This window comes from Providencia sp. PROV150 (assembly GCF_028481025.1).
GTDB lineage: Bacteria > Pseudomonadota > Gammaproteobacteria > Enterobacterales > Enterobacteriaceae > Providencia > Providencia hangzhouensis.
The window spans coordinates 206,741-223,447 of record NZ_JAMPPJ010000005.1 but is presented as its reverse complement, the minus strand read 5'-3'; the positions used below and the strand labels follow the sequence as shown (position 1 = coordinate 223,447).

Below are 16,707 nucleotides of genomic sequence, written 5' to 3'. Positions count from 1 at the left end.
TTTAAACTTCAAAAGCAACCATGTCTAGGAAAAAGAAAAATAAGGCGATGATTATAGGGGCTCTGATTACAATTTCCTACAGTCACAACAACATTTTGTTAAACTTTTTATAGCAAAAAACACTATTTTTTCGGGTAAGTCACGTTTTTCATCTATTACTTCACTCTAAAGCTCATTGCCGTCACTTGGCCGCTTAAATCCAATACTGAAATTTGGTAGTTTCCACTTTTATCGAGTGTCAGCAAAATAGAACTATTTTGCTCTGTTGTGTTCACCTGTTCTCCATTTAAGAACCACCATTTCTGCCCCTGCCCACCCTGTGTGACTAAACGTAAATCTAAACTGGTTTTTCCTGGCAAGCGCTGTAATACTTCACCATCACGTATACCAGAAATCAATAATGGCGGTGTTTCTAACTTCAATGGAGGGCAAGCTAAATCTGCTTTAGGTAACCGATTTTCCCGTTTTTCACTACTCGGTAACCATGACTCCACCGTAATCGGCCATAAATGTACCTCTTTTTCCTGTGCATTCGGGCAATCTGCCGCCACTTGTAGCCCTTTGTTATTTACCCAGATTTTTTGTCTTAACCCTAAGAGTGACTCTTGGTCTCGCGCCATTAAAGTGGGTGGGATCGTATTATCCAAGATCCAACTTAGGCGCCTTTGGCGGCAATTATTATCATCTTTCAGTAATGCCGTTCCTCCCGGCCAGCAAATCACTGCTTGGCTAACACTGGCAGGCTTCACATCTTTCGGTAACGGTTCATGAGATAGGTAAATTTTGCTCAGTAACATTCCATTGATTTGATTCATAATCGGGATAGCAGTGGCAAAGCCTAGCTGCCCTGCAACAGGCGTTGCATCCGGTCGTCCGACCCAAACACCGATGGTATAACGCGGATTAACACCAATCGCCCACGCATCTCGATAACCATAACTGGTTCCCGTTTTCCATGCTAAATTAAGTTGCCCTGATAAATTAGCCTCAGGAACAGGGCGTGCTTCCCCGCCCATAATACGGCGCACTATCCATGCGGCTCCCGGTGACATCAGCGCTCTATCGCGAATTTTATCGGTTGGTTTAAAACGTAGCGGCGACACATAACCTTTTCTCGCAAATGCGCTGTAAGCGGAAACCAAATCTTCCATCCGTGTGGCTGTGCCGCCTAAAATCAGCGACAAGTTTGGTTCACTCCCTAACGGAAAGCGCAGCTCAGTCCCAACATTACGCAGTTGAGCCGTAAATCGTTTACTACCATACACATCTAATAACTGAACTACGGGTAAATTTAATGAACGAACGAGTGCATCACTAACACTCACTGGCCCATTAAAACCACTGTCAAAGTTCCCCGGACGGTAATCATTAAAGCGCCTCGGTACATCTTGTAATAATGACTCCGCATGGATGAGCCCGTCATCCATCGCTAATGCATATAAAAAAGGTTTTAACGTTGAGCCTGGAGAGCGCCAAGCGCTAATCATGTCCACATGACCAAAACGGCTATCATCTTGGAAATCAATTGAGCCAATATAAGCTTTTACTGCCATATCCGTATGATCAACCACCAAAATCCCCAGTGAAGTTTGTTTTGGTAGTTGGTTTTTCCAATTCATTGCCATGTCTTCCAGTTGCCTTTGCAAACTGGCGTCGATAGTGGTTTCAATGATGGGGTCTTGCGTATTTTTAGTCACACGCCTTGCAAGCAAAGGAGCAGAATGCGGATTCTTCCGCGGTGCTAGCCAAATTTGTTCTTGTTTAATATCGGCAACTTTTTCAGGGCTCCAAACTTGGTATTCCTCTAACCTGTCTAACACCTTATCACGAGCGGCTTGTGCCCTTTGTGGATAACGGTCTGGCCTTAAACGGCTAGGAGCTTGAGGTAGAACAGCAAAGAGAGCCGCTTCACTCGCCGTCAATTTTGCTGGTGACTTATTCAAATATACCCAGCTAGCGGCTCCAATACCTTCAATGGTTCCACCATACGGAGCGCGGTTTAAATACATTTCTAAAATTTCATCTTTTGAGTAGTGATACTCAAGCTGAGCCGTACGCCAAAGCTGTTTCAGCTTACCGCCCAATGTTCTTTCATGGGGATCAATTAACCGTGCAACTTGCATCGAAATGGTACTACCGCCCGACACAATACGCCCTGAACTCACAAACTGCCCCGCGGCCCTAACTAGCGAAAACGGGTTTACCCCCGGATGGCGATAAAAATGGCGGTCTTCATACGTTAATAACGCTTCAATAAAATCAGGAGAAACCTCATCGAGTGTAACCGGAAAGCGCCAAATACCTTCTTTGTCTGCAAAGCGCCACAATGGTGTGCCATCCGCAGCAACCACAGTTCGAGCCATTTCAATTTGCTTAATCGGCAACGGCCATATTTTATCAGCCGCTAGAAAAGCCAGTGGCAAAATAATGACCAACAGAACCAGTGCAATGCCTGTGCGGCGTAACCATTTTTTCATTGATGGGAGTACCGAAAATAAATTAAAAGAGCCCTTATACTTTATATATCAATATATAAGGGCTCAGTTTAGCGGTGATTAACGAACGATTTCTAATTGGCCATCAGAATAGCCCGTCGCGCGCCAATCAGGGACATACATTGATTCAACTTGTGGTACTGGAATGCTATATACACCCGGTGTCACTGCACGTGCTAAGTAGACTAATGTCGTTGGGCGATACTGCTGAACTTCAACGGCAGCCACAAAACGGTCATCACGGTATTCCATATGGCGAATTTGTGATTGCTGCATATCATCAATCAGTTCTTGCAGGTTCGGCGCAGACTCACTCAAATTAGCGCTACTGTTCGCTAAATTTTGGTTTTCCAGTTCTAAGCCCGCTGGTAGTAAGTCAACCACTAGCGCATCTGGTACGCTTTGGGATGCTTGAACTTCCAATTTAACCACCACCATTTCACCGCTTCTTAGCCTATCTAACGAAATGCGGTTACCTTTCATATCATAGTAACTACGAGTGATACCCAGCACATTCGAACTTGGTTTCGGCGAATGTTGTGGATAACCCACCACGTTTAGTCGTGTGTATAGCGTATTGGTTCCCGTGTTTTCGATGCTATAACCTGTTTCTAATTGTGCTTTACTCAAGAACTCACTCACGGGTTTATCTGAAACCATCGGAGGTTCTTGGCCATTAATCGTTGCTTTCCATGGAGCTTCACTTTCATTTAAGTAGAAACGGCCCGCTAAGTACAACGCATTGCTCTCTTGTGTCGAGAAATAACGTTGAGAAGTCAAGTTATTAGACAAAGTTTGTAGTTTTTGGTCACGGGATTTTGGCATTAAATTATATTCATTTAATAGCGCAACAATCATCGCGTCATCACGGATCACCGAACCGTAATCCCCTACATAGCTGTAGCGGTTACGTTGTTTTTTCAGTCCGTCAATCACCGCGCTCTCACCACGTGATTTATCCCCCATCAAGTTCAATGCAACACCAAGCTGAACGAGCGGTAAACCACTAGCGGCATGATCTCTTTGGTTATAAAGTTGACGTAATGCACCTAGAGGTGCTTTTTGCTGTGACGCCAACACTAAGCCAGCGTAGGCTTGAGTTGCGAAACGCGCACCTGCCTGATTTTCCGTATAAGGATAATTGATTTGGCTACCATCTTGTAAATAGCTCAATAAGCGCGTGTTCGCGTTACTGATAGCGTCTTGGGGAACCGTAAACCCACGCTGATTCGCTTTATTCAAGAAATCCGCCGCATATGCAGTTAACCAATACTCTTCGCGGCCGTTTCTATCCCATAACGAGAAACCGCCATCATTACGTTGCATACTTAACAAATGCGGAATACCAATTTCAATCGCTTTATGGCGATCTGCATCTGTTTGCGTTTTAATCCCTATCTTATTTAACTCAGCTTGAGTTGAGAATAATGATGGATATAACCCACTGATAGTTTGCTCTAAACAGCCGTATGGGTAAGCAAATAGCTCTCTAATATAACGAGAAATATCTAACGGTGGACGGCTAGTTAATAGCACTTGCCCTTCTAGGGTATCGGGTTGTAACCCGGCAATTTGGTTAGTCGGCAACGCCCATGAGGTACCTGGCTCAATAGCAGTTGCAAAAGAAACAGTTTCTGCTGGTTGTGCCGGACGAACCCCGACTTTCCAACTATTACTGTAATCTTTATTGGCTTCGCCTTGAATTTTCACACCATTAATGGTCATTGACACTTCACCTTCACCAAAGCCGTAGTCTGCTCTGACAGGTAGATTAATCGTGGTACGTTTGCCTTTTGGTAACTCCAACTCACGGCTGCTGACACCATCAAGTTTCACCATTCCTGATGCTTTGAAATTGACGGTCACATTTTGTGTATTATCCGTCATATTGGTCAAATCAAGCGCAAAGTAAGACTTATCACCACCAGCCATAAAACGTGGCATCGACATTTGTGTCACTAATGGTGCCGCGACAATCACTTTGCTATCCGCATGGCCGAACTCTTTTTCATTCCATGCTTGGGCCATCACACGTAATTCCCCGTTAAAATCAGGGATAGCGAGGCTAATTTCACCTTCGCCGTCTTTATTTAATGTGACAGGCTTGGCTTGCTCCGCAATAATTTGCACTTCAGTGAGTGGCTTCATACCACCACGCTCTAATGCGGCATCCTCGCTGTCACCACCAAAGCGCAAGTTAGCAACCTTACCTTGTCCTTCAATTAAATGACCATAAACGTCATATTGGTCAACGCTATAACGCTTACGGCCAAAAAAGGCATCATACGGGTCTGGGGTTTTGAAATCTGTGATATTCAATACGCCAGTGTCAACCGCAGATAACAACACATTCACTTTTTCAGGTAACGGTTTGCCATCTTGTGCTGTCGCTTTAATTTTTACCGTTAAGTCTTGGTTTGGACGCATTTTATCTGGCGCGGAGAGTGCTAAAGCAATCTTACGGTTTTCATCTGCGATTGGTAAATGCAACACACCCACCGCACGTTTTACCGTTGCTTCTTTAGAGTCATCCCCCGGGCGAACTACGACAGCAGAAACGTATAAATCATGACGAGCCCACTCTTTATTGACTGGAATTTCAACGTCTAAGCCTTTTTCTGGCACATCAATTTCTTCCCACCACAATGGACCGTTGCTCGATTCGAGCAATATATACCCTTTACCGGCTTTAGGAGATTCAATGCGAACTTTAGCTTTTTCACCCGGTAAGTACGCAGGCTTATTCAGGCTGAGTTTCACTTGGTCAGGACGAACAGAGCCACTTCCCCCTGTGTTATCTTGCCATGAATACCCTGCCCAAAACTGGACGCTCGACACTAGCTGATTTTCAGGGTTAACAACTTCTAGGCGGAATGCCCCCCAATCCACAGGGAAAGACACTTTCGCCGTTCCGTCTTTAGCAATAGCAATATTTTCATTCGCCATAACGAGGTCTTTTTGGTCATAATTTGAAGACCAACCACCACTTTCAGACCAACTCCAGTAATAATCACGACGCTCATACACTAAACGCACGGTTAAGTTTTCTGCTGCCAGTTTATTACCTGCGGCATCAGCCATGACTAATTCAAATTCTGCGAGTGAATTTTCATCCACATTGTGACGTTTTACATAACGGTCAGTGCGGTAATCATAAATTTCTTTTTTCGCAAATAATGGGCGAATACCGACCAGTTTTTCCGCAGGCCAAATGGCTTGCTCGGCACGGCGCGTCACAGGACGTCCGCCAGCCTCAAGCAAACTTGCCTGTAAAACAGCCGAAATAGGTGAACGTGTTGAACTCCAATTGCTATTTGGAATTGAAATCACGGTTTCACCGTTGCTGTCCAACGTCAAGTCAAACTCGTCCAACTTACGTGGTAAACCTTCTTCATTGACAGCACCAAATTCAAAACCAGGTAATTTTGCGACCGCTTCCCGAGCTGCTTTTAAGACAATTTGCCCTTGTAGCTGGTTATCAGCCGCTGGCGCACCGTATAAATAACGACCTTGAATATCAAAATCGACAGATTGACTTGTTAAACGAGGAACATCACTGCCCTCAATTTCCAGTGCCATACGTTCTGGCATAAAATCTTCAACATTAAATTTGTAATAACGCAGTGGTGAACCATCACCTAAATCAAAGCGAAGCGACCAACCGCCTGTTTCTGCATTTTTAGGAATTTCAAATTGATATTGATATAAGCCATTTTGGTTTTCTTCTGGTTGCCAAACAAAACTGCGAACCACTTGCCCATCAGTTTTTAATACATCAACTTTAACTGGCTGAGTTTTGACTGGGTTACCATCGCCATCACGCAATAGGCCGTTTACCAGCAATAATTCACCTGGGCGATATAAATCTCGAGGACCGAAGGTGAAAAATTGTTTTGCGTAGCCTTCTGGCCCTGAAATATCGAATTCAGATAAATCAAGCGCTGGCTGAGTGAGGTCAATCATACTGGTTTGCCCTTCATGGGTTGCCAGCAATAATTTTCCACCCGCTAATTTATCTAGCTGAGCATGGCCATCGCCATCTGTCGTACCTTTTGTTACTAACTGGCCTTTTTCATCCAAAATACGCAGCTCAACGCCTTTAATTGCAGAGCCTTTCGCTAAGGATTGAGTGAAAATATCGACACGGTCTTGGTAACTGTGTAGTGATACACCAATATCACTCAATGTGAAGACAGTTGCAGGGAATTGATAACTATAGCTGCCTGCTTTTTGCATGATGGCCAAATACACGCCATCTTGCTGTAACTCTTTGACATCTTTCAACGGCAGTAAAATGGTTTGACGGGTATTTTTATCTGGATTTAAGTCAAAGCGGCCGGTATAAGCCAACTCCACTTTGTCAAGAAACTCTTCGGAATACCAATATTCGTAATTACTACGATACTGCCACTGTGCTAAAAATTGTGGCAGTTGCTTTTCATCTACACGGAAGAAATTGACGTCAACTTTATCAACGTTCAAGGCAATCACAGGTAAGCCTTGGGCAACCTTGCTAGGTAATAAAGAGCCTTTACTTGCAAAACCAACGGTTGGGATGATTTGTGCAGTGGTCAATTTTTTCTCAAAATTTTCGGTCGTCGTACGCTCATTAACCGCTTTAATACCCGGGTTAATGGTTAAGTTTAACTCTTTAGATGGCGGAAGATGGCGAAAACGGAGTTCCATTTGGTTATCAGACAGTTCCCAAGCGCCATCTAACTTACCCGCTTTAACATCAATGAGGTTAATGTACTGGCCAAAGTCTTGGTTTGCTTGTAGTGGAACCGAGAATGTCACCACCATGGCACTCGCACCATCAAGCTGTAATTCAGACGCATCCAAAATAGTTAAATCTTTCCCTGCATATTTTTTTATCATTTCTTCAGTGGAAAGTTTCGGTGCTGCTTTTTTCTGTTCTGCAACTGGCGCTGTTTTGGTTTGATTTTCTGGCGCTGTGGTTGAAACATTTGGCTCATTTTTGGTTGTTTCATCTGTATTATCACAACCAGCCAATGCCACTACCGATGCCAACGCAAGTGCTAAATAACGCTTTTTGGTTTTGAGACCCGCCAATGAAGCCCAACTTGATTGTTGTTTCATTACCGCCCGCCCTTTAATTAGTTAAAATTGATTCTGTTTTTTAAGGTTTTAACAGGAGATTAAAACCCTCTACATACTTAGAAATGTTTAAAAACACACACAGATAAATACTGCTGATATTATTTCAATTATCGAAACAATTTAACAGAATGTGATTAGAACACCTATCAGACAAAACGGAAAAAATGATGGGAGAGAAAAACAGAGAAATGAAATAATATTTTTTAAATAGTAAGCAGAATATATATTTAATAAATGAGCAATATGCATTTTATGAGTGAGAAAAAATATTTCCCTCACTCTATACATGGAATTATTAGGTGTTTTTTACTGGGATTGTGTCCCGCAAGAAGCTACCAAGACGACGCTGGTAAAAAGGCTGAACGTGTTGAGTAATAAAATGGCTAACACCTTGTTCATTTTCATTCACCACACAAAAATCAATAGACTCGTCATCAGCTAAAAACTCACAAGCAAGCGTCCCAGCCCCATGGATAATTGAATCAATATTTTCTGCTCCTGTGGTAAACTCCAACGCTATCATTAAGATAGGCGCTTCTTTAGCAGAATCGCTCTCTGTTGCGGAGACCATGAAACCGCGTCTGACCACTTTGTGTTGTTTAAAAAATTCAGTAAGCGCGTCAACAATGGCTTGTGGCTGATCTTCTAACACACTTAATTTAAGTGATGAACCTTTCGGCACTGTTAATTCAGTAAATTGGATCTCAGTTTCTTGGTTGGAACTGTTATTATTCGATTGCTGCGACATTGCCAATCCCCTGCTATTAAAAATAATCGCTTATTATACTCGCAAATACGTCAAGGTAAAAAAATAGGCACGAAAAGTCACCTTCCCGTGCCTGTTATCAATCAAACATTCGCTACTTTGATTTACTGATTAATAAGTTAGCTAATGTTCTTACACCTGTACCCGTTGCGCCTTCTGCCCATAAGCTAACTGCAGATTTACGGTAAGTCGCTGAGCAGTCAATATGCACCCAATTTTGACGATAATTTTCGACAAAATGCGATAAAAATGCCGCAGCGGTGCTTGCGCCTGCTGTGTGCGATGGTGCCGCAATATTGTTCAAATCCGCAAAACCAGACGGTAATTGCTGGCGATGGAACTCTGCCAGTGGTAAACGCCAGAACAGTTCAAACTCAGCGTCTGAAGCGCTCATTAAATCAGCAACTAACTTGTCATCGAAACTCAATACAGAATGGTAGTCATTACCCACGGCAGTTTTCGCTGCGCCCGTCAAGGTTGCTGCATCAATAATTAACGTTGGTTTTTCTTTGCTCGCATCAATCAGGCCATCGGCTAGGACTAAACGACCCTCAGCATCTGTATTCATTATTTCAACGGATTTACCATTGCGGTAACGAATAATATCACCCAATTTGAATGCATTGCCGCTAACCATATTGTCAGCAATGCACAAGAACATTTTCACACGTTTTTGTAAGCCACGTGAAATCGCCAATGCCAATGAACCTGCTAATGTTGCTGCACCACCCATATCGGCTTTCATTGAATTCATTGAGGATGATGGTTTGATGCTATAACCGCCTGAATCGAAAGTAATTCCTTTACCCACTAACGCAGCAAATACAGGGGCATTTGGGTTGGCTCCTGGGTTGTAATCCAACGCCAAAAATACAGGTGGACGACTTGAACCACGACCAACCGTATGAATACCGGTATAACCTTGTTCTAATAAATCATCACCTTTAATAATACGGTAGCTAATGTCTTGTGCGCCGACAGTGCAGAGTAAATCGATGGCGCGTTGTGCGAGTTGTTCTGGGCCTAACTCTTCTGCCGGTGCGTTAATCACATCACGTACCCAATCAATGGTACGAATACGGTTTTCTAACTCTTTGCGATCCGCTTCTGGCAACACTGGCCATTCAATCGTTCTAGCCCCTTTTGGCGCACGAAACCCTTGCCAAAATGCCCAGCTTTTTTCTAAATCCCAGCCTTCGCCAGCCAAAGCAACATTACGGATCCCTTGGCCATCTAATTTACGGCCAGCGCTTTGTACTGCACATAATTTACCTGCATGTTTCAGGTGGATTGTCATCCCTTTATCGCTAGAGCTTAACAATGCGCCTTCGCCCCAACAAGGTGCAGCAGGCTCACAAGAAATCATTACTGGCATAATTTGTTTTGTCATCGTTTTTCTCACTTTGTCTATTTTTGCAGACAGTAAAAGCCCATTTATTCTGTCGGCAGATGGCATTACCTTAACTGATAAATACCAATAGGGATATCATTATAGTGCTGATATAAAATAAAAAACCGAGCACTATTTCTGACAGTCACTCGGTTTTTAGGGGAAAACCCTACTTATTCGAATTCATCCAGCCAAACTAACAAAATCGCTTCTAGGATTTTCTCGTTCGATTTTTGCGGATCATCATCAAATTCTTCTAAATCGCAAATCCACTGGTGCATATCGGTAAAGCGCACCGTTTTTGGATCAACATCTGGAAATGCGTCATACAGTGCTTCACCGATTTCACGGCTATTTGACCATTTTAAACTCATCATTTTCTCTCATTATATGAACAACTATTTTTCGAATTATAGCCCTTTGAATCATACCAACGGATCTTTTTCAGTTATTCTTCATTATACTGTTTGTGAGAGGTAAATCGATAAGTGTTTCCAAACAAGCTAGTGTAATACCTTGCTCTTTTAATGCTGTAAACAAGCCGCTTGATGAAACATAAGGGAAACCCAACTTTTCTTTGATCTTTTGAATTCGTCTATTTTCACTGGCTTCTGAACAACCTTGAATATAACTGATTTCTTTTACCTTACAGTGCGAAAGCAGTAGGCGTATGGTTATCATCTCTTTTCGTGTAAAACGAATATGGCCAAAACGCATATATTTTTGAGGATTTAATAGTTCCGGTGCAACATTCTTTGTTTGCCCTAATAATTGCGTCTTTATAGGAATATTCGCTCTCATCGGTAAAGTAACATCAGGATTTTTTTTCCAAAGCTGGTGGGCATACTCAGAAATCATGGGACGATGCTTATAAATAGATAACATTTCAGATAATGTGAGCTGCTTATTTGAATTTACAGTAGTAATTTCAAATGTACTCCCATATCTATTACAAAAATCAACTTTAAATTTACTTTTTTTCGATTTAGCTAGAATCTTCATGAAAACTTCTGGGTAATTATTCCAATATTGGATGCTCGATTTTAATCTTTCTTCCACCAAAAGATCCAACCCACTGTTTAGACTTATTAATTGCCATTCATAATTATTAGATGCTATATGCATTGTTTTATTTTTTAAATCAACACAGAAATAGGTAACATCAACATCATGCCAATCAAAAATATTTATAAATTCATTTTTAAAATTACTACATACATCTTCAAAAACTTGGCTTTCAGCATTCATATCAATTCCTTAATAAAGTTTAACTTCCCGTTTTTGTCTCTATTTCAAAATCTTTAGATGGTTTTTTATAAATTAAAAATCGAAGTGCACCACACAATGTTAGAAATAAGCCCACATAGGCTATATTAATATTAGCAAGATAAGTTGTAATCAAAGGTGAGACACCACCAAAAAGCATTGCTGTAAAGTTAAAACCTAACGCAAGTGTAACAACCTTTCCTTTTGCCGCTTTAAACAACATAAAGGGGGTCGTTGCTAGAATCATTGCTGCATATATATTGATAATTAATTGAGAAATAATAGTTAATATTATAGATTGACTGCTAATTAATAAAAATATAGGAATTGATAAAAACACCATTCCTATCACACCGAGGTTATATACCTTTTCCAAAATATTATATTTGTCGGTAAGCCAGCCACAAATTAACATAAAAGATAGAAGTAAAATTGACAATAACAGTGCCCATACAGTCCTATCTTCTATCATTTGCATTTTTTCAAGAAACATAGCTGTTGAAACATGCTGCACAAAGAAGAGCACATTTCCAGGTATAGTTAATAAAAAAACAAAAAACATATCCATATAACTAATAGGTACTGATTTTATTTTTTCACTTGAATTATTAGGCAATTTCATTCTAAACCAAAAGCTAATAGCAATATTAAGCACTCCTAAAAACAGGGGAACTCGCCATCCAATACTTTGCATCATCTCTGGTTCTAAAAAAAATTCCAAAGCAAATACAACTGTAAGTGAAATAATAATACCGAATGCTGTACTGCCATTGATTATGGCTGATAACCTTGAGTTTTCATTATTCTTAGAGTTATTAAAAAGGTAAGTAATTAATGATGGATATTCTCCTGCAAAACTAAATGATAGTGCCATTTGCAAAATTAAAATGGCAATAGGAGTGTAATTCCCTAATAAATTAATAGGTAATAATGCCATGCATAGTGTAGCTGTCCCTGTTATAAAACTTGTTAAAACCAATGCGGACTTTTTACCAACACTGTCGGCATACCTCCCTATAATATAAGCGCCAACAGGCCGAATAATAAAACGCAATGCAAATATACCCCATACCATCTCTGTCGCTTGGTTATAACCTAGCCGCTCTAATTCTGCGCTGAGATAACTCGATATTGCCGCAAAAACAGCAATATCATAATATTCAAGTGTATTACCAGCCACTGCGCCAAATCGATATTTCCATTTCATGATAAAATTCCTTTTTATCTCCAACTTTATTTAATTAGCATTTATATAATCATTAAATCATTATCTTTTAATCCAAAGGTAACTACTCAATATCGATATTATCTATAACATAAAAAATAAAGCGCACAAAGTGATAATTTAATTACTAACTTTAAATCATCAAGAAAATAAAACAAAAGAATTTCATAATATATAAATAATTAATTTATTAAAATTAAATAAAATATTAATAGTTGCATTTCACTTTCAAAAAAAAACAAAAGAAAATAATAAGGAAAATATTAAAATACAAAAAATCACTCTTATTACATATATGAATAAATATTAAGGACGATTTACTGTTATTTTTTAAATAATTCACATTGTAGCTAGACGGCAAATGAGAGTATTTTGGAGAGCATACAAAAGTATGTGACTAGGGTTAGCGAAAGAAGCCAACAACGCTACAGCGTGAAGCATAACATGTATTTTGATTTTTTAAATAATTCACGTTGTAGCTAGGCAGCGATTGAGAGTAGCTTGGAAAGCATACAAAAGTATGTGACTAGGGTTAGCGAAAGAAGCCAACACCCCTACAACGCGAAATATAACAAACTATTCAATGCTCTAAATAGTTCGTGTTGTAGGTAGGCGGCAATTGAGAGTATCTTGGGGAGCATACAAAAGTATGTGACCCAAGTACTCGAAAGAAGCCAACACCCCTACAACGCGAAATATAACGAGCATTAGTGTTCGCGGGCGTGATTGATAGTATAACGTGGTATCTCCACCACTAAATCCTCATCCGCCACCAACGCCTGGCAACTTAAACGACTTTCTGGTTCTAACCCCCATGCTTTGTCTAACATGTCATCTTCGAGTTCACTACTTTCTTCTAGTGAATCAAAACCTTCGCGAACGATGCAATGACAGGTTGTACAAGCACAGGATTTTTCACAGGCGTGCTCAAGCTCAATACCGCTGCGTAATGCAACATTTAAAATAGACTCGCCTTCTTGTGCTTCAACGACAGCACCGTCTGGACATAAATCACTATGAGGTAAAAAAACTATTTTAGGCATAATTATATCTCATCCACAGAATGGCCTGACAACGCTTGGCGAATAGACGTATCCATACGACGCGCTGCAAACTCCTGCGATTGCTTATCCAGTTGTTTAATGGCATTTTCAATTACGATTGGGTCTGTACCCTCAACCGCTTTAATTAACTCATTGACCGCATTATCAATTTCTGACTCTTCTTCTGGCGTCAGTAAATTGCCATCTTGGGCTAATGCGCTCGTTAAACTTTCAAGCACTCTTGCAGCTTCAACTTTTTGCTCCGCTAAGCGGCGCGCATTTAAGTCATCTTGCGCGTTAGTCATTGAATCTTTAATCATGTTTGAAATTTCGTTATCCGTTAACCCATACGATGGCTTAACTTGAATCGAGGCTTCTACACCAGTGGATTTTTCCATAGCACTGACACTCAACAGCCCATCAGCATCGACTTGGAAAGTGACGCGAATATGAGCCCCACCGGCTGCCATTGCTGGAATATCACGTAAGGTAAAGCGCGCTAACGAGCGGCAATCTGCCACCATTTCACGTTCACCTTGCACCACATGCACACTCATTGCCGTTTGGCCGTCTTTAAATGTGGTAAATTCTTGCGCTCGAGCAACTGGAATCGTCGTATTGCGCGGGATCACTTTTTCAACCAATCCCCCCATGGTCTCTAGACCAAGGGATAACGGGATCACGTCCAATAACAACATTTCGCTGTCGGGCTTGTTCCCTACTAAGATATCTGCTTGAATTGCGGCGCCAATTGCCACCACTTTATCTGGGTCGATGGATGTCAGAGGTGATTTACCAAAAAACTCCCCAACTTTTTGACGTACTAAGGGTACGCGAGTCGAACCACCAACCATGACAACGTTCAGCACCTCTTGTGCCTCAACACTTGCATCTTTCAATGCACGACGACAAGCCATCAGTGTACGTTTCACGTAAGTTTCAATTAACGTTTCAAACTGCTCACGACGAATTTCCCCTTGCCAATTGGCAAGCTGAATAGCCACGGCATCTGCGTCACTGAGCGCGACTTTCGTTTCTGTCGCCACATTTAATAGTTGACGATTTAAATGATGATCGCCTTGTAATGAAACGCCTGCTTGCTCAGCAATCCACTGTGCCAATACTTGGTCGAAATCATCGCCCCCAAGTGCGGTATCGCCGCCCGTTGCCAACACCTCGAATACACCGCGGCTTAAACGCAAAATAGAAACATCAAAAGTACCACCACCAAGGTCATAAACAGCAATCACGCCTTCTTGCCCAGAGTCCAACCCGTAAGCAATCGCAGCGGCAGTCGGTTCATTCAGTAAACGTAATACATGTAAGCCTGCAAGGCGCGCCGCATCTTTTGTACCTTGGCGTTGTGCATCATCAAAATAAGCCGGTACCGTAATCACTACGCCATCCATTTCGCCACCTAAGGTTTCTTCCGCACGTTTTGCTAATGTTCTTAGAATGTCAGAAGACACTTGGATTGGATCGACTTGGCCAGCCGCAGTTTGAATAAATGGCAAACCATTTTCACTGGCACTTAGTTGATAAGGTAAGTCAGGGTAGCGTTTTTGAATATCGGCCAATGAACGCCCCATCATGCGTTTCACTGAAATAATGGTATTGACTGGGTCTTGCTCTGCAAGTTGCTTCGCATCCCATCCCACTAGTTTGCTTTCAGGCTGATAATTAACAATCGATGGTAATAAAAAACGCCCTTGATTGTCAGGCAAAGCCGCAGCTTCACCACTGCGCACTGTCGCAATCAAAGAGTGGGTGGTACCTAAATCAATGCCAGCAGCCAATTTGCGTTGATGCGGAGCTGCTGTCATACCGGGTTCGCTGATTTGTAGTAACGCCATAATCGTTTTCTCTTAAAATTCATCTAGTAACCGTTCTTCGAGTTGCTCAGCTTGCTGCTGAAGCTTATCGAGAAAACGTAGTTTACGTACGGTATCAGCGGCTTTTTCCCACTGCATGGCATCTAACTCTGTCACCATCAGTGCGCTTCGTGCTTGCTGCATTTGTTTGACGTTTTGCATAAATTTAACTAATAAATCAAGTGCATCATCACTGTTTTCAATATTGTCTAACTCTTCACGTAGCTCAAGCTGCTCCATTAAAAATGCCGTATCATGCATGGTATGTTGTTCGTTATTAATATCAAAACCATGTAATGAAAGCATATATTCCGCGCGTTTTAGCGGGTGACGAAGGGCTTGATAGGCAGCATTAATGGTTGCTGCTTTTTGCAGTGCTTGCATTTTTTCCTGTTCAGAACAGGTTGCAAACCGGTCAGGATGGTATTGACGCTGTAAGTCTTGAAAACGCAACGTCAGTTGTTCGCTATCGATGGCATAAGTTGGGGTCAACCCAAAAAGAGTAAAGTAATCCATAAGTGCTCAGTTTCTCGAACCGGTTACCAATACCACTAACAAGTTAATATTAGTGAGATTGGCCGAAAATTAGGCTTAATTGAACGCATTATACGTGAAAACTTTCACCGCATCCGCATTCACTATTGACGTTAGGGTTATTAAATTTAAACCCTTCGTTTAAGCCTTCTTTAACGAAATCCAGCTCAGTACCATCAAGATAAACAATGCTCTTGCCATCGACGATGACCTTCACGCCTTTATCTTCAAAAACCGTGTCTTCTTCATTAATTATATCAGCGAATTCAAGAACATAAGCCATCCCTGAACAACCTGAAGTTCTTACACCTAAACGCAAGCCCTCGCCTTTTCCACGATTTTGCAGAAAGGATTGAATACGCTGCGCAGCACTTTCTGTAAGAGAAATAGACATTGCAAACCTCACTTTAGAAACAAACAAGGCAGATGCTACTCATGAGTCGCATCCGCCTTCAAATTATTTTATACCCACCCTATTTCTAAGCTAAGAAACTCAGCGATGTTTAGCCTAGAAGGCATGAGTATTGTTCCAGTTATAGGACGATAACTTGTTGTTATTTATTAATATGGCTTGCCCTATAGACTGATTAAAAACTTATTTGCTTTGGCGTTTGCTTTTGTAATCAGCAATAGCAGCTTTAATTGCGTCTTCCGCTAGAATTGAACAGTGAATTTTCACTGGTGGTAATTCTAACTCTTCTGCAATGGCTGTATTTTTGATTGACTCCGCTTCGTCCAAACTTTTGCCTTTCATCCACTCAGTCACGAGTGAACTTGATGCAATTGCTGAACCGCAACCATAAGTTTTAAAGCGTGCATCTTCAATAATGCCGTCATCATTTACTTTAATCTGTAATTTCATGACGTCACCACAGGCAGGTGCGCCTACCATACCGCTACCGACGCTTGGGTCGCTGTTGTCAAACGAACCAACGTTGCGTGGGTTTTCATAATGATCGATAACTTTTTCACTGTAAGCCATTTTTAAACTCCTGA

Annotated in this window: 12 protein-coding genes; all 12 read right to left on the bottom strand. The window is 41.4% G+C overall.

Features of this window, described 5'->3' with window-relative positions:
* Positions 1 to 155 precede the first annotated feature (155 nt).
* The 12 genes from pbpC to iscU all read right to left on the bottom strand — a co-directional run bounded on the left by pbpC (position 156) and on the right by iscU (position 16,693).
* Positions 156 to 2,477: a peptidoglycan glycosyltransferase PbpC gene (gene pbpC, locus PSE83_RS06100; RefSeq protein WP_272660719.1), complete on the bottom strand. Its 2,322-nt coding sequence runs from the start codon at positions 2,475 to 2,477 to the stop codon at positions 156 to 158.
* A gap of 78 nt (positions 2,478 to 2,555) precedes the next feature.
* On the bottom strand, positions 2,556 to 7,595 hold the full coding sequence (locus tag PSE83_RS06095) for an alpha-2-macroglobulin family protein (RefSeq protein ID WP_110591957.1): 5,040 nt from the start codon (positions 7,593 to 7,595) through the stop codon (positions 2,556 to 2,558).
* A gap of 316 nt (positions 7,596 to 7,911) precedes the next feature.
* The gene (locus PSE83_RS06090) at positions 7,912 to 8,364 is read right to left on the bottom strand and encodes an enhanced serine sensitivity protein SseB C-terminal domain-containing protein (protein WP_004264902.1); all 453 of its coding nucleotides are present in this window, start codon (positions 8,362 to 8,364) and stop codon (positions 7,912 to 7,914) included.
* 112 nt (positions 8,365 to 8,476) lie between these two features.
* Positions 8,477 to 9,772, bottom strand: a complete 1,296-nt coding sequence (gene pepB, locus PSE83_RS06085) for an aminopeptidase PepB (RefSeq protein WP_036959049.1) — start codon at positions 9,770 to 9,772, stop codon at positions 8,477 to 8,479.
* A gap of 173 nt (positions 9,773 to 9,945) precedes the next feature.
* Complete coding sequence (gene iscX / locus PSE83_RS06080) at positions 9,946 to 10,146, bottom strand: Fe-S cluster assembly protein IscX (RefSeq protein WP_004912658.1); 201 nt, start codon at positions 10,144 to 10,146, stop codon at positions 9,946 to 9,948.
* A 70-nt stretch (positions 10,147 to 10,216) separates the two neighbouring features.
* Positions 10,217 to 11,020 carry a hypothetical protein gene (locus PSE83_RS06075; protein ID WP_004264907.1) on the bottom strand — a complete coding sequence of 268 codons (804 nt, stop codon included), beginning with the start codon at positions 11,018 to 11,020 and terminating at the stop codon, positions 10,217 to 10,219.
* Positions 11,021 to 11,039: 19 nt separating this feature from the next.
* Positions 11,040 to 12,245, bottom strand: coding sequence for an MFS transporter (locus PSE83_RS06070; RefSeq protein WP_004264908.1), 1,206 nt, complete (start codon positions 12,243 to 12,245; stop codon positions 11,040 to 11,042).
* 725 nt (positions 12,246 to 12,970) lie between these two features.
* Complete coding sequence (gene fdx, locus PSE83_RS06065; protein WP_004264910.1) at positions 12,971 to 13,306, bottom strand: ISC system 2Fe-2S type ferredoxin; 336 nt, start codon at positions 13,304 to 13,306, stop codon at positions 12,971 to 12,973.
* A 2-nt stretch (positions 13,307 to 13,308) separates the two neighbouring features.
* On the bottom strand, positions 13,309 to 15,159 hold the full coding sequence (gene hscA / locus PSE83_RS06060; RefSeq protein WP_004264911.1) for a Fe-S protein assembly chaperone HscA: 1,851 nt from the start codon (positions 15,157 to 15,159) through the stop codon (positions 13,309 to 13,311).
* A 12-nt stretch (positions 15,160 to 15,171) separates the two neighbouring features.
* Positions 15,172 to 15,693 (bottom strand): co-chaperone HscB, encoded by a 522-nt coding sequence (gene hscB, locus PSE83_RS06055; RefSeq protein ID WP_004264912.1) that lies wholly within the window; start codon positions 15,691 to 15,693, stop codon positions 15,172 to 15,174.
* Positions 15,694 to 15,781: 88 nt separating this feature from the next.
* Complete coding sequence (iscA, locus tag PSE83_RS06050) at positions 15,782 to 16,105, bottom strand: iron-sulfur cluster assembly protein IscA (RefSeq protein WP_004264913.1); 324 nt, start codon at positions 16,103 to 16,105, stop codon at positions 15,782 to 15,784.
* Positions 16,106 to 16,306: 201 nt separating this feature from the next.
* Complete coding sequence (gene iscU / locus PSE83_RS06045) at positions 16,307 to 16,693, bottom strand: Fe-S cluster assembly scaffold IscU (protein WP_004264914.1); 387 nt, start codon at positions 16,691 to 16,693, stop codon at positions 16,307 to 16,309.
* Positions 16,694 to 16,707 lie beyond the last annotated feature (14 nt).

Bases quoted from the DNA above. Each gene is read 5' to 3' on its own strand.
- PSE83_RS06095 (WP_110591957.1), bottom strand. From the start codon at position 7,595: ATGAAACAACAATCAAGTTGGGCTTCATTGGCGGGTCTCAAAACCAAA.
- PSE83_RS06090 (WP_004264902.1), bottom strand. From the start codon at position 8,364: ATGTCGCAGCAATCGAATAATAACAGTTCCAACCAAGAAACTGAGATC.
- hscB (WP_004264912.1), bottom strand. From the start codon at position 15,693: ATGGATTACTTTACTCTTTTTGGGTTGACCCCAACTTATGCCATCGAT.
- PSE83_RS06070 (WP_004264908.1), bottom strand. From the start codon at position 12,245: ATGAAATGGAAATATCGATTTGGCGCAGTGGCTGGTAATACACTTGAA.
- pbpC (WP_272660719.1), bottom strand. From the start codon at position 2,477: ATGAAAAAATGGTTACGCCGCACAGGCATTGCACTGGTTCTGTTGGTC.
- pepB (WP_036959049.1), bottom strand. From the start codon at position 9,772: ATGACAAAACAAATTATGCCAGTAATGATTTCTTGTGAGCCTGCTGCA.
- hscA (WP_004264911.1), bottom strand. From the start codon at position 15,159: ATGGCGTTACTACAAATCAGCGAACCCGGTATGACAGCAGCTCCGCAT.
- iscA (WP_004264913.1), bottom strand. From the start codon at position 16,105: ATGTCTATTTCTCTTACAGAAAGTGCTGCGCAGCGTATTCAATCCTTT.
- fdx (WP_004264910.1), bottom strand. From the start codon at position 13,306: ATGCCTAAAATAGTTTTTTTACCTCATAGTGATTTATGTCCAGACGGT.
- iscX (WP_004912658.1), bottom strand. From the start codon at position 10,146: ATGAGTTTAAAATGGTCAAATAGCCGTGAAATCGGTGAAGCACTGTAT.
- iscU (WP_004264914.1), bottom strand. From the start codon at position 16,693: ATGGCTTACAGTGAAAAAGTTATCGATCATTATGAAAACCCACGCAAC.
- PSE83_RS06075 (WP_004264907.1), bottom strand. From the start codon at position 11,020: ATGAATGCTGAAAGCCAAGTTTTTGAAGATGTATGTAGTAATTTTAAA.